Raw genomic sequence first — 12,847 nt, forward strand, 5'->3', positions numbered from 1 at the left:
CTGGAAGGATGAGGCGCATGCGAGTGGTCGAACTGGCCAGTGGTCCCGGTCCCCTGGTCGGGCCGCTGCGGGCGGCGTTGGACGGCACCGGGCCCGCTGTGTTGCCCCTTGCGGCGGGGGAGTCGGCCGCGGCGATGCGGCCGGACCTGCCGGTGGAGCCGGGCACCGCGCTGATCGTGCGGACGTCCGGGTCGACCGGTGCGCCCAAGGGGGTGCTGCTGCCCGCCGCGGCGCTGCGCGCCTCCGCCGGGGCCACGCACGCCCGGCTGGGCGGGCCGGGGACCTGGCTGCTGGCCATGCCCGCCCACCACATCGCCGGGGTGCAGGTCGTGGTGCGCTCGCTGCTGGCCGCGACCCCGCTGTCGGTGCTGCCGCCGGGGAGCTTCCGCGGTCGGGTGTTCGTGGAGTCGGCGGCGGACGTGCTCGCCGCCGACGGCCCCCGCTACACCGCGCTGGTGCCGACCCAGCTCACCCGGCTGCTCACCGAGGGCGGTGCCGCCCTGGCCGCGCTGCGCGCCTTCGACGGGGTGCTGGTCGGCGGTGCCGCCACCCCGCCCGCCCTGCTCGACCGCGCCCGCGCCGAGGGCGTCCGCGTCCGCACCACCTACGGCATGAGCGAGACCTCGGGCGGCTGCGTCTACGACGGCGTCCCCCTCGACGGCGTGCGCGTGCGCACCGCCGACGGCCTGGTCCAGCTTGCCGGGCCGACCCTGGCCTCGGGCTACCGCCTCGACCCCGGCAACCCCGCCTTCGCGGGCGGCTGGTTCCGCACCAACGACCTCGGCGCGTTCGACGGCCGGGTGCTCACCGTCCTCGGCCGGGCCGACGACGTGATCAACACCGGTGGGGAGAAGGTGCCGCCCGCCGCCGTCGAGCGGGTGCTGACCGGGTGCCCCGGGGTGCTGGAGGCCTGCGTCGTCGGCCTGCCCGACCCCGAGTGGGGGCAGTCGGTGGCCGCCGCGGTGGTCGCCTCCGGGACCGTCGACGTGCGGGGGCTCGTGGCCGCGGTGCGCGCGGAGCTGGGGCCGGTGGCCGCGCCGAAGCGGGTGCGGGTGGTGGCCGGGCTGCCGCTACGCGGGCCCGGGAAGGTCGACCGCGCCGCCGTCGCCGCGCTGCTCGGCGAGGTGGCCGCCGATGCCGTCGAGGAGGCGCTGTAGGCCGAAGTCGAACAGCTCGTCCAGCTCCAGGTCGACCCCGCCCGCCACCGTGCGGGCGAACGCCGGGAAGCGGCCGGTGGCCAGCACCGCCCGCAGCGCGGTCGACTGGGTGTCCATCCACTGCTCGTCGGTCAGCCCGGACGCGCTCTCCGCCTCCCGCTCCCACTCCAGGTTCACCGCGGTGCCGCGCACGTGGTTGAACACCGTGACGTACACCTGGAACGCCACCGCGGGCGCCAGGCCCAGGCCGTCGAGCGAGCGCAGCATCCACTCCGAGTGGGCCACCGCGTTCGGCAGGAGCTGCGGCCGGGTCAGCGAGAGCGCGTGCGCCAGCCAGGGGTGGCGCCGGTAGACCGCCCACTGCGCCCGGGCGGCGACTTCCAGCCCCGTGCGCCAGTCCGGGGGAGCGGTGTCGGGCAGCGGCACGGTGCCCAGGGCGTGGTCGATCATCAGCAGCACCAGCTCGTCCTTGCCCGCGACGTGCCGGTACGGCGCCATCGTCGCCACGCCGAGCCGGGCGGCGATCCCGCGCATGGACAGCGCCGCCAGCCCCTCGGCGTCGGCCAGTTCCACGGCCACCTCGACGATCCGGCCCCGTGACAGCTCCGGTTCGCGCCTGCGCACCGGCACCCCGGCCGCGACCACCGTGCCGATCCGCGGCAGCGCCTCGACCACGCCCTCGCGCCGCAGCGCGGCCAGGGCCTTGGTCGCGGTCGCCAGGGCCACCCCCCACTCCCGGGTGATCTCCCTGGTGGAGGGCACGCGGTCACCCGGCCGCAGCTCCCCGTCGGCCACCCGCCGCCGGATCTCCGCAGCGATGACCAGGTACGGCGCGTCCATGTCCCACCCTCCCTGTACTAGTACAGCAGGAGCGACTGTACTAGTTGTGACCTGCGGAAACGCTGTGTACGTTGCTCGCCATGACAGCATACGACGTACACACGGTTCTGGTGTCCGGCGCGGGTGTGGCCGGACCCGCCCTCGCGTACTGGCTGCGCCACCACGGCTTCGCCCTGACCGTCGTCGAGCGCGCCCCGGCACCGCGACCGGGCGGCCAGGCCGTCGACGTCCGCGGCCCCGCCGTCGAGGTGCTCGACCGCATGGGCGTGCTCGCCGAGGTCCGCGCCGCCCGCACCGGCACCCTCGGCACGTCCTACGTGGACGCCGGGGGCGCCGAGCTGTCCCGCACCGAGGGCGAGACCTTCACCGGCGGCCCGGTCGACGGCCCCGACATCGAGGTCCTCCGCGACGACCTGTCCGAGATCCTGGTCCGCGCCGCCCCGGCTGAATACCTCTACGGCGACACGATCACGGCCCTCGACCAGGACGACCACGGCGTGCTGGTCCACTTCGAGCGCTCCGCCCCCCGCCGCTTCGACCTGGTCATCGGCGCCGACGGCCTGCACTCCCGGGTCCGCTCCCTGGCCTTCGGCGAGGTCCCCCCGCACCACCTCGGCGTGGCGCTGGCCGTGTTCAGCACCCCCAACACCTTCGGCCTCGACCGCTGGCAGGTCTTCCACAGCAGCGACGCGGGCATGGTCGGCGTCTACAGCGCCCGCGCCAACGCCGAGGCCCGGGTGGTCATGGGCTGGCACTGCACCGACCTGCCCCGCGACCCCGACGCCCAGCGCACCCTGGTCGCCGAGGCCTTCGCGGGCGGCGGCTGGGAAACCCCCGCCCTGGTCGAGGCCATGCGGACCGCGCCGGACTTCTACTGCGACACCATGAGCCAGGTCCACCTCGACACCTGGTCGCGCGGCCGGGTCGGCCTGCTCGGGGACGCCGCGCACTGCCCGTCCCCGCTGTCCGGGCAGGGCACCAGCCTGGCCCTGGTCGGCGCGTACGTGCTGGCGGGCGAACTGGCCCACGGGGGTGGCCTCGCCGGGTACGAGTCGGCGATGCGCGAGTACGTGCGGCTCAACCAGGCCCTCGCCACCGAGCACCAGGGCGCCCCGCCGCCCCCGGAGGCCATGCGCAAAGCGGTGGACGCCATCGACCTCAAGGCGTACTAGGAACACGTGGACCTCGCCGTGGCCACCCTCGCCGACCGCCCCGCTGCACTACGGCACGGCCGCCGAGCACGTCCTCGTCGCCCATGACCGCGCGGTCGAACCCGATGTCTCGATCCGCCACACCACGCGACCGGTATCGACCCCCAGCCCTCGCCAACGTGCTCGAGTGTGCCCTGTCGGCGTGCTCACACGTAGTGTGATGGAAGCTGGGCGGTGCGGGCTTCGATCATCAGCAGTTCCACGCCCCAGTCGTGCAGCTCGGTGACCATCCGCTCCAGGCACTTCGCCCTGGCCCGCTCCTGCCGCTTCGCCGGGACCGGCGTGCCAACCGCCACCACACTCATCGAACCGAGCGCCCCCCACGGTCCGCGCGGCGGTGTGGCGGGCGGGGAATCCCGTGGAGCGTCGGATGGGCGCAACGGTGGCCACCCGTGGTCGGGGTCGTCGTCGCCATCGGTGAAGATGGTGGCATGGCGACTGTGGCGGAGTGGATCGAAGGCGCGCGGGTGCGGACGTTGCCGAACTCCGTGGCACCGGTGTTGGTGGGGGCGGGGGCCGCCGTCGCCGGGGGTGGGTTTTCGTGGGGGCGGGCGGTGTTGGCGTTGGTGGTGTCGTTGTCGTTGCAGGTGGGGGTGAACTACGCCAACGACTACTCCGACGGGGTTCGGGGGACCGATGCCGATCGGGTGGGGCCGTTGCGGTTGGTGGGGTCGGGGGTGGCCACGCCGGGGTCGGTGAAGGGGGCGGCGTTCGCCTGCTTCGGGATCGGGGCGGTGGCGGGGTTGGTGCTCGTGGCGCTGTCGGGCTACTGGTGGCTGCTGTTGCTGGGGGCCGTGAGCATCGCGGGTGCCTGGTTCTACACCGGGGGGGACAAGCCGTACGGGTACTCCGGGTGGGGGGAGGTCGCGGTCTTCCTGTTCTTCGGGGTGTTCGCGGTGTTGGGGACCGAGTACGTGCAGACCGGGCGGGTCAGTTGGGTCGGGGTCGGCGGGGCGGTGGCGATGGGGGGGTTCTCCGCGGCCGTGCTGGTGGCGAACAACCTGCGGGACGTGCCGACCGACCGGGTGGCGGGGAAGAACACGCTGGCGGTGCGGCTCGGGGAGGAGCGGACCCGGGTCCTCTACGCCGCCCTGGTGGTGCTGCCGTTCCTGGTGAGCGTGGCGCTGGTGTTGTGGACGCCGTGGGCGTTGGTGGGGGTCGTGGCGGTTGTGCTGGTGGTCCCTGGGTTGAAGCTGGTGCTGGGCAAGGAGACCGGGCTCAACCTGATCCCCGTGTTGAAGCAGACCGGGTTGGCGATGCTGCTCTGGGCGGCCGTCACCACCGCCGTCCTCGCCCTCGCCCGGTAGCCGTCAAGCCCGCCCGCGCCCCCGCTCCCGCCCGGGAGGCCGGCGCAGGCACGACGACCGCCCCGGCACCCACCGCCGCGCGTGCACCGGTCAGCGCACCCGTTCGCGGAGCCCGCGCACGCGGGCCTCCACCTCGGACAGGGAGGTGCCGGGGCGGGCGGTCTCCCAGTCGGACAGGGCGCGGAGGTAGTCGCGGGACAGGTCGCCGAGTTCCGGGGTCGGGGGGAGGTGGACCATCCGCGCGGCGACCAGGGCCAGTTCGGCCCCCAGGTCCGCCCGGCGCTCCCGCCACGCCGCGCGCTCGCGCCGCCGGTCGTCGAGGCGGGCGAGGCCGCGCTCCAGCAGCCCGGCGCCGCCGTGCACGCCCACCACGACGGCGCCGACCAGGGCGACGGGGAGCAGGTGGCGGTACGCCGGGGAGTGGAACGCGCGGACCTCGCGCAGCAGCTTGCCGCGGGCGAGGTCGTTGTCGTACATCGCGGCGAGCTGCTCGGCCATGGCCCGGTGGTCGTGGCGGAGGAACTGGGTGGTGTTGTCGTAGGCGGTCCAGTTGGCGAAGTCCCAGCCGAAGCGGTCGGTGGTGAGCGGCAGGTCGTCGCTCTCGCAGCCGTGCTCGAACCGGCCGTCGACGACCAGGACGTTCACGATGCCGTCGATGGCGTCGGTGACGGCCGCGCAGCTCTCGGACTCGTCCGCGGCGAGCGGTGACCCGGCGGCGACGACCACCATGGTCAGCGGGCGCTCCCCGAACGCCCGCCGGACCCCGTCCGCGTCGACGCCCGCCACCCCCGGCTCGACCCACACCGCGTCCCGGTCCAGCGCCGCCACCGCCGACCGCGCCGGTGAGAACAGCAGCAGCAGGTCCGCCCAGCTCAGGAACACCACCGCGGCCACGCCCAGCGCGACCAGCCAGCGGCGCGGCACCACCCACCCCGCCCGCGCGCTCACGGCGCCACCCCCAGCAACCCCGCGGCCTCGGTGAGCTGGTCCCGCGCGGTCCGCGCCGCCCCCCGCGCGGTCGGCAGGTCGCCGTCCGCCGCGAGCAGGTCCCTGGCCGCGCCGTACCGCTCGGTGGCGCTGGTGACCAGGTCGGCGGCCCGGCCGTCGCGGGCCAGGCCGTCGAGCCGGGCGATCTCGCCGGCCAGGGCGGTGACCTCGGCGGCGAGCCGGTTCCGGGCGACCCGCTCGGCCACCGCCCGCTCCCGCCGCAGCCGGGACGGGCGGTGGCGCAGCGCGACCGGCACCCCGACCAGCAGCACCGCCGCACCGGCGAACGCCCACGGCGCCACCGCCGTCGCCCAGGCCGGCGGGCCCGCGTCGGCCGACGGGGCGACCAGGGCGGCAGCCCGGGCCGCCCTGGTCCCGCCGACTTCCTCGACCAGCAGCGACCCCAGTCGCAGCGGGTCCGGGCCCCACTCGGCGAGCCGGAAGAAGTTCTGCCCGTAGTAGGCGTCGCGGGCGGTGCGGGCGACGTCGGGTTCCGGGCCCGCCATGTCCACCCAGCGCCCGCGGACGACGACCACCAGGTCGCGCGGGAAGCGGGCGCCCAGGCGGTGGACGAGGTCGGTGGCCGGACCCGCGGGCAGCACGGCGATCCGCACCGCCAGGTCCGGCCCGGCCCGCGACCACCGCTCGTCCTCCTCGGCGGCGGGCACGCCGGGGCCGGTGTGCACCGAGCGGGCGGCGAGGTCGGCGGCGACCCGCTCGACCTGCGCGGCCTCGGCGGGCACCGGGGCGGCGGGTTCGGCGTGCGGGCGGTCCTCGGCCAGCGCGGTCAGCACGGACTCGGTCAGGTCGGCGGTGCCGAGGACGGCCGCGACCTCGGCCATGTTCTCCGGTCCGATCAACCGGTGGCTGCGCCCCACCTCCACCCGCAGGCCGCTCACCACGACCAGCCGGTCCCCGCCGTGCTCGTCCCGCAACCTGCGGAGCTCGTCGCGGTGGCGGTCGCGGCTGTCGGTGCCGGAGAACGGCAGCAGTAGCAGCTTCCAGCCCGCCCGCTCCAGCTCCGGGCGCACCCGGCCCTCGTCGACGACGGCGGGGGCGCCGGGGAGCCGGGCGACGTGGTCGTCCGCCAGCGCCCGCACGGCCTCCTCGGCGGTCCAGGGGATCGGCGCGTCCGCGGCGGTGGTCGTGGTGGTCGCCGGGGCGGAGACCGGGGGCTCACCGCCGTGGGTGGCCAGGAACCTGATGCCCGCGATGACGAACGGCGTGCTGAACAGCAGGAGCACCACCAGGACGACCAGGGTCGTGTCCCGCCGCGCGCTCTCACCCTTCGCCACCGAGAGAGCATAGGCAGTGCGCCCCCGGACCGGCGCAAACCACCCATAGCGCACGCGACCGGTCACCGCCGGTCATCCCGCTACGCTCGTCGTGTGACAGCCGAGCCCGATCGCTCCCAGCCGGTCCGCCGCACGACCGCGATCGTGGCGATCGGTGTCGCCGGGCTGCTGACCGTCCTCGGCCTGCTCCTGGTCATCGGCGCCTTCACCGAGGACTCGGCGATCGAGTCCGACACCGGCCGGGCCAACGCCGACGTGGTCAGCGTGGCCTTCGGCCGCACCCTGGTCCGCTTCCAGACCCCCGACGGTGCCGAGCACACCCCGTCGGGGGGCGTTCTCTACCCCGAGGCGCTGGAGGAGGGGCAGGTCGTGCGGGTGGAGTACGACCAGGGCAACCCGGACCTGGTGCGGGTCGCCGGTCGCGGCGCGACGCTGACCGTGCTGCCGGTGAGCACCACCCTGCTGGTCGGGTGGCTGGTCGTCGGCGGGCTGGTCTGGTGGTTGCGCAGCCGGGGCCCGCTGCACATCCGCCCGCTGCTGCCGCGCCGCATCCGCGTGTGACGGTCCCGCGCTGATCAGTACCGGTTCGGCCGGTGGTCGTCCGGGGCGGGGAAGTGCTGGGGTGCGTACTGCTGCGGCACCTGCCGCCCGCCCGTGGGCTGCTGGGGGATGGTGCCCTGGTGGTACCCGGGCTGCGCAGGCCAGTCTTGGGTGAACTGGCCCTGGCCGTACGGCTGCTCCGGCGGGTACTGGCTCTGCCGGGGCGGCCCCGCGGGAACGGACTGGGTCGGGTGGGCGCCGTGGGCCGCGTGGGCGAACCCCTGCTGGTAGTAGGCGGCGCGCTGCTGCTCGGCCTGCCTGCGGGCGGTGTTGGCCTCCACCTGCTCGCGCATCCGGGGGATCTCCTGCTCGGCCCGGTCGAGCCACCGGGTCCAGCGCTGCTGCATCGGCTTGATCAGACCACCGCCGACGCCGATGACCGCGATGCCGCCGATGGTGGCCAGGACGGTGATGAGGACGGGGGTGGTGACGGTGGTGGCGACGCCGACCTGGTTCAGCGCGGCGATCACCCCGAGCCCGACGACGAACACCGAGGCGGCGGTGGCCACGACCTTGCCGTAGGACAGCCCGCCCATCGCATTGGTGATGAAGTCCTTGGCGGCCTTGGCGATGGCCGCGGCCACCACGACGATGACGATCGCCACGGCGGCCCTGGGCAGCCACGCCACGATATCGCCGAGGAGCTGCGAGACCGGGTTGCTGCCCCACACGCCGAAGGCGAGCTGCAGGGTGATCAGCAGGACCGCGTAGCGGACGAGCTTGGCGATGACGTCCGAGGCGTCGTACTCCGACCTGGCCAGCGCGGTCTTGACCCCGCCGCGCTCGACGACCCGGTCGAACCCGACCCGCTCCAGGACGGCGTTGACCGCCTTGGCCAGGAGCCTCGCCACGAACCATCCGATCACCAGGACGAGCAGGAACCCGAGCAGCCTGGGCGCGGAGGTGGCCACCACCTGCCACGCCTGGGACAGGCCGCTCCCGAAGTCCACGGCGGCCACGGTCGATGTCGACGTCACAGCCTTCCCCTTTCCGTCACGGACCAGGGGCCTACCCGGGGTTCGGGGGCGTACACGCGGACCACGCGTCAGGGGGTCAGCCCACGGTAGAAGTCGAGCAGCACCGGGGCCAGCACGCCCTCCTCGACCTGGTGGGTCTGCTCCGGCAGCACGGCGACGGTGACGTCCGGCAGCGCCGCCGCGGCGGCCCGGGCGCCGCGCACCAGGGCCTCCGGGCTGGCACCGCCGTGGCAGACCAGGGCGGGGACGGCGACCGCGGACAGGTCCGGCACCGAACCGTCACCGACGACCCGCCCGTCGTAGGGCAGCGTGTGCGCCATGCCCACCAGGTGGCCCCAGGCCGGGCCGCGGCGCACGGCGTCGACCGCCTCCGCGGGCATCCCGGTCACCTCCAGGAACGCCACCACCGCGCCCTCCCGGTCGCCCGCGGCGATCCGGGCCTCCTGCTCCTCGGCGTAGGTCGGCGACCCGGCGCCGAACGGCGGCTCGTACACCGCGACCCGCTCCGCGGGCACCCCCGCCGCCACGGCCTTGAGCACCAGCACCCCGCCCGAGGACATCCCGTAGAGCCGCGCGCTCCCGCCGACGGCCCCGACCACCGCGGCGAGGTCCTCGAACTCCCGCTCCACGGCGTACCCCGGCGCGTCCCCGCTGCCGCCGCGCCCGCGCCGGTGGTAGCTGACCGCGCTGAACTCCCCGGCCAGCCCGGCCGCCAACCCCGCGGTCGACCCGGCGTCCATGAACGCCCCGCCGACCAGCACCACCGGCGGCCCCGACCCCACCACGTCGAACTCGACCCCGACACCGTCCGCCGAACGCACCTTCGCCATGGCGCCCAGCCTCCCGCACCCCACCGACAATCCCGCCAGTCCCGATCGCCAGTCCCGATCGCCAGTCCCGATCGCCAGTCCTGATCGCCAGTTCCTCAGCCGCCGCGCCACCAGCCCAGCGCCTGCTCGGCCACCCCCGGCGCCGCCACCAGCAGCCCGTCCGCGGGCAACCGCACCGCGTCGCGCCCCGACCGGTCCAGCACCACCGCCCCCGACTCCGAGGCCAGCGCCACCGCGGCGGCCACCTCGTGCTCCCGGCAGCCGTGCAGCACCGCCGCCGCCGCGTGCCCCAGCGCCACCTGGGCGACCGCCAGCGCCGACGAGCCGAGCACCCGCACCCGCGCCGCGGCCGCCCCCGCCCGCTCGATGAACCCGGCCAGCCCCGGCCACGGCCCACCCGACACCAGTTCCGTGCACACGATCGCCCCCGCCACCGAGGTGCGGTCCCGCAGCGCGATCCGCACCCCGTTCACCCGCGCCCCGCGCGCCCTGGCCGCGGCGTAGATGCGGCCGCGGAACGGGTCGGCGACCACCCCGACCACCGGGCCGTCCGCGTCGACCAGGGCCAGGCTGTAGGCGCACCAGGGGATGCCCGCGGCGTAGTTGGCGGTGCCGTCGAGCGGGTCGACCACCCAGCGGTAGCGGGACCCGGCCTCGGCGCCGAAGGCGGAGCTGACCACCGGGATGCCGGGGAACTCCGCGGTCAGCACCCGCCGGGTGTGCCGCTCCAGGGTGTGGTCGGTGTCGGTGACCCAGTCGAACGGCGACTCCGGGGTGTCCAGGACCGCGTCCCGACCCGCCGTCGCGGTGATCACGTCGGTGGCGTCGTTGGCGAGCCTGCCCGCGGTCTCCAGGGCCCTGGAGAGCAGCCCGGGGTCCACCTGGCCGCGCGGACGCGGTGACATGAGGGTCATGCCGACCTAGGGTGACCACCTCTGGTGTCCGGTTCACGACCCCCAGGTGACCAAACGACGATGGTCGGGCCAAGGTCGCGCGGGGCACCGGCTGTTCGGCGGCCGTTCGCCCGACTGCCACGCCCAGGTCGATCCCGGCTGCGACGGTCGGACCCGTGCGCGTCGCCATCGTCACCGAGAGCTTCCTGCCGCAGGTCAACGGGGTCGCGAATTCCGTGCTGCGGGTGGTGGAGCACCTGCAGCGCCGGGGCCACCCGGCGCTCGTCGTGGCCCCCGGGCCCGGCCAGGACCGATACCGGCACGCCGAGGTCACCCGGGTCCCGGCGGTCGGTGTACCGCTGATCACATCGCTGCCGATCGGGGTGCCCACCCGCCGGGTGCTCACCGAACTGGCCGCGTTCGACCCGGACGTGGTGCACCTGGCGTCACCGTTCGTGCTCGGCGCGGGCGGGCTGTGGGCGGCCAACCGGCTCGGGGTGCCGACGGTCGCGGTGTACCAGACCGACGTCGCCGGGTTCGCCGCCGCCTACGGCCTCAGCCGCGGCTCCCGGGCGGCCTGGCGCTGGATTCGCAGGCTGCACGCGGGCGCGGACCGGACCCTGGCCCCGTCGACCGCCGCGGTCGACGACCTCACCGCGCACGGCGTGCCCCGCGTGCACCGCTGGGGCCGCGGCGTCGACACCGACCGGTTCCGCCCGGACCGCGCCAGCCGGGCGCTGCGCGCGGAGCTGGCGCCGAACGGGGAACTGCTCGTCGGCTACGTCGGCAGGCTCGCCCCGGAGAAGCAGGTCCACCGGCTCGCCGCCCTGCACGGGGTGCCCGGGGTCCGGGTGGTCGTCGTCGGCGAGGGGCCCGCCGAGGAGTCGCTGCGCGCCCTGCTGCCCGGTGCCGCGTTCCTCGGCTTCCGCGACGGCACCGCGCTCGCCGAGGCCTACGCCAGCCTCGACGTGTTCGTGCACACCGGCCCGCACGAGACCTTCTGCCAGGCCGTGCAGGAGGCGATGGCCTCCGGGCTGCCGGTGATCGCCCCGGACGCGGGCGGCCCGCGCGACCTGGTCCGCCCCGGCCGCACCGGGCTGCTGCTCGACCCGGCGGAGTTCGACCTGCGCGGCGCCGTCGACCGGCTGGCCGACCCGCTGACCCGCCGCCGGATGGGCGCCGCGGGCCGCGCCGCGGTCCGCGACCGGGGCTGGCCGGGGGTGTGCGAGGAGTTGCTGGGCCACTACCGGGCGGTGCTCGACGACACCCGTGCGGTGGCCGCCTGAGGCGTTTCTCGTACGCTGCCGCACATGGCGCGCGCCGGTTTGGACAAGGACCCGCACGACATCGCCGAGATGTTCGACGGTGTCGCCCAGGGCTACGACCGCACCAACACGGTCATGACACTCGGGTTCGACCGCCGCTGGCGCGAGCAGACCCGCCGCGTCCTCGACGCCCGCCCGGGGGAGCGGGTCCTCGACCTCGCCGCGGGCACCGCGGTGTCCACCGTGGAGTACGCCCGCTCCGGCGCCTGGTGCGTCGCCGCCGACTTCTCGCTGCCGATGCTCTCCGGCGGCGCGGGCCGGGGCGTGCCCAGGGTCGCCGCGGACGCCTTCCACCTCCCGTTCGCCGACGAGGCGTTCGACGCGGTCACCGTCACCTTCGGACTGCGCAACATGGTCCCCACGGTGGAGGCCCTCGCCGAGATGCGCCGCGTCGTGCGGCCGGGCGGGCGGCTGGTGGTGTGCGAGGTGTCCCAGCCGCCGCTGCGCACCCTGCGCTGGCTCTACCACAACACGGTGCTGCGGGCGCTGCCGCTGATCACCCGCCCGTTCTCCTCCAACGGCGAGGCCTACGCCTACCTGGCGGAGTCCATGCGCGACTGGCACGACCAGCGCTCGGTCGCCGAACTGGTGGCCAAGGCGGGCTGGACCGAGGTCGAGTGGCGCAACCTCACCTTCGGCGTGGTCGCCCTGCACCGCGCGGTCAAGCCGTGACCGCCTCCCGACCGGTCTGCCACCGGTCCACCCGCCGCATCAGGTAGAGCACCGCCGCCGCGGCCACGACCGTCAGCCCCGCGCCCACCGCGGCGGCGGCGTACACGGCCCCGAACGCGGCCACCGCGTGCCCGCCCGCCAGCACCACCCCGACCGCCTCGGCCAGCAGGGACAGCAGGGACGCGCCCCACCACAGCCCGACGACCCACCCGGTCGGCACCGCCCGCAGGTCGGCCCCGCGCGGCGGCACGTCCGGGTTGCTCGCCCGCCACACGTCGGACACCACCACCGCGGGCAGCCACAGGTTCAGCCCCGGCACGAACCAGGCCCCCACCACCCACCCCGGCCCCAACCGGTGCGGCGCCGCGCAGATCCGCGCCGAGTTCGCCCGGGCCCGCCGCAGCCAGGTCGCGAAGGCCGCCGTGGACGCCACCGACCCGACCAGCCACACCCAGGCCAGCGTCACCGCCCGCCCGTTGGCGGCCACGAGCTGCGCCGCCTCCGCCGCCGGGTCGCGCACCAGCGCGTAGGAACCCCACGCCTGCCAGGCCGCCGAGCAGGCGACCAGCGCGGTGACCGCGATCAACCCGGACGCGGTGCAGCGGGCGGTGTGCGCGGGCCGCACGATCGGCACGTCGTCCGGCGGTGCGGCGGGCGCGTGGTCGTCCGTCCGCGCCACACCGGTCATCTCGGTCATCGAGGGTGCGCCTCCTGGCGGGCCGTGGTCGACCCGGGGAACATCGTGACCCGCCG

General features: G+C 75.6%; 14 protein-coding genes. 6 read left to right on the forward strand and 8 right to left on the reverse strand.

The genetic code is table 11. From position 1 onward, the window contains the following. Positions 1 to 17 precede the first annotated feature (17 nt). Entirely contained in the window at positions 18 to 1,157 is a 1,140-nt protein-coding gene (menE, locus tag DFQ13_RS08345; protein ID WP_110079432.1) for an o-succinylbenzoate--CoA ligase, read from the forward strand. On the opposite strand, the gene DFQ13_RS08350 is transcribed toward menE, so the two are convergent. Beyond that, positions 1,071 to 1,997 carry a TetR/AcrR family transcriptional regulator C-terminal domain-containing protein gene (locus tag DFQ13_RS08350; protein WP_110079433.1) on the reverse strand — a complete coding sequence of 309 codons (927 nt, stop codon included), beginning with the start codon at positions 1,995 to 1,997 and terminating at the stop codon, positions 1,071 to 1,073. The genes menE and DFQ13_RS08350 overlap by 87 nt on opposite strands. Before the next feature lie 80 nt (positions 1,998 to 2,077). Here DFQ13_RS08350 and DFQ13_RS08355 point away from each other — a divergent pair, with 80 nt between their 5' ends. Further along, positions 2,078 to 3,169, forward strand: coding sequence for an FAD-dependent monooxygenase (locus DFQ13_RS08355; RefSeq protein WP_110079434.1), 1,092 nt, complete (start codon positions 2,078 to 2,080; stop codon positions 3,167 to 3,169). Positions 3,170 to 3,354: 185 nt separating this feature from the next. Here DFQ13_RS08355 and DFQ13_RS33665 read toward each other — a convergent pair whose 3' ends face one another. Next, complete coding sequence (locus tag DFQ13_RS33665) at positions 3,355 to 3,504, reverse strand: hypothetical protein (protein ID WP_181399898.1); 150 nt, start codon at positions 3,502 to 3,504, stop codon at positions 3,355 to 3,357. A 135-nt stretch (positions 3,505 to 3,639) separates the two neighbouring features. On the opposite strand from DFQ13_RS33665, the gene DFQ13_RS08360 reads away from it, so the two are divergent. Then, positions 3,640 to 4,515: a 1,4-dihydroxy-2-naphthoate polyprenyltransferase gene (locus tag DFQ13_RS08360; protein ID WP_035279600.1), complete on the forward strand. Its 876-nt coding sequence runs from the start codon at positions 3,640 to 3,642 to the stop codon at positions 4,513 to 4,515. Between the two features lie 90 nt (positions 4,516 to 4,605). Here the strand turns inward: DFQ13_RS08360 and DFQ13_RS08365 are convergent, their stop codons facing one another. Next, positions 4,606 to 5,463, reverse strand: coding sequence for a hypothetical protein (locus DFQ13_RS08365; RefSeq protein ID WP_110079435.1), 858 nt, complete (start codon positions 5,461 to 5,463; stop codon positions 4,606 to 4,608). Beyond that, positions 5,460 to 6,797, reverse strand: coding sequence for a hypothetical protein (locus DFQ13_RS08370; protein WP_110079436.1), 1,338 nt, complete (start codon positions 6,795 to 6,797; stop codon positions 5,460 to 5,462). The genes DFQ13_RS08365 and DFQ13_RS08370 overlap by 4 nt, the downstream gene beginning before the upstream one ends. Positions 6,798 to 6,890: 93 nt before the next feature. Between DFQ13_RS08370 and DFQ13_RS08375 the strand changes: the two genes are divergently transcribed. After that, complete coding sequence (locus DFQ13_RS08375) at positions 6,891 to 7,358, forward strand: DUF3592 domain-containing protein (RefSeq protein WP_052020772.1); 468 nt, start codon at positions 6,891 to 6,893, stop codon at positions 7,356 to 7,358. A 14-nt stretch (positions 7,359 to 7,372) separates the two neighbouring features. On the opposite strand, the gene DFQ13_RS35925 is transcribed toward DFQ13_RS08375, so the two are convergent. The 3 genes from DFQ13_RS35925 to DFQ13_RS08390 form a co-directional block, all read right to left on the reverse strand. Next, positions 7,373 to 8,374: a mechanosensitive ion channel family protein gene (locus DFQ13_RS35925; protein ID WP_219994340.1), complete on the reverse strand. Its 1,002-nt coding sequence runs from the start codon at positions 8,372 to 8,374 to the stop codon at positions 7,373 to 7,375. A 68-nt stretch (positions 8,375 to 8,442) separates the two neighbouring features. Beyond that, positions 8,443 to 9,204 carry an alpha/beta fold hydrolase gene (locus DFQ13_RS08385; protein WP_035279404.1) on the reverse strand — a complete coding sequence of 254 codons (762 nt, stop codon included), beginning with the start codon at positions 9,202 to 9,204 and terminating at the stop codon, positions 8,443 to 8,445. Positions 9,205 to 9,299: 95 nt separating this feature from the next. After that, positions 9,300 to 10,118, reverse strand: a complete 819-nt coding sequence (locus DFQ13_RS08390) for an inositol monophosphatase family protein (protein WP_035279405.1) — start codon at positions 10,116 to 10,118, stop codon at positions 9,300 to 9,302. A gap of 155 nt (positions 10,119 to 10,273) precedes the next feature. Here DFQ13_RS08390 and DFQ13_RS08395 point away from each other — a divergent pair, with 155 nt between their 5' ends. Then, entirely contained in the window at positions 10,274 to 11,383 is a 1,110-nt protein-coding gene (locus DFQ13_RS08395) for a glycosyltransferase family 4 protein (protein ID WP_035279406.1), read from the forward strand. A gap of 24 nt (positions 11,384 to 11,407) precedes the next feature. Beyond that, complete coding sequence (locus tag DFQ13_RS08400; protein WP_035279407.1) at positions 11,408 to 12,094, forward strand: demethylmenaquinone methyltransferase; 687 nt, start codon at positions 11,408 to 11,410, stop codon at positions 12,092 to 12,094. Here the strand turns inward: DFQ13_RS08400 and DFQ13_RS08405 are convergent. Further along, positions 12,084 to 12,791 (reverse strand): DUF4328 domain-containing protein, encoded by a 708-nt coding sequence (locus DFQ13_RS08405; RefSeq protein WP_052020774.1) that lies wholly within the window; start codon positions 12,789 to 12,791, stop codon positions 12,084 to 12,086. The two genes, DFQ13_RS08400 and DFQ13_RS08405, sit on opposite strands and share 11 nt — an antisense overlap. Positions 12,792 to 12,847 lie beyond the last annotated feature (56 nt).

The organism is Actinokineospora spheciospongiae (genome assembly GCF_003182415.1).
GTDB classification, from domain to species: Bacteria; Actinomycetota; Actinomycetes; order Mycobacteriales; family Pseudonocardiaceae; genus Actinokineospora; species Actinokineospora spheciospongiae.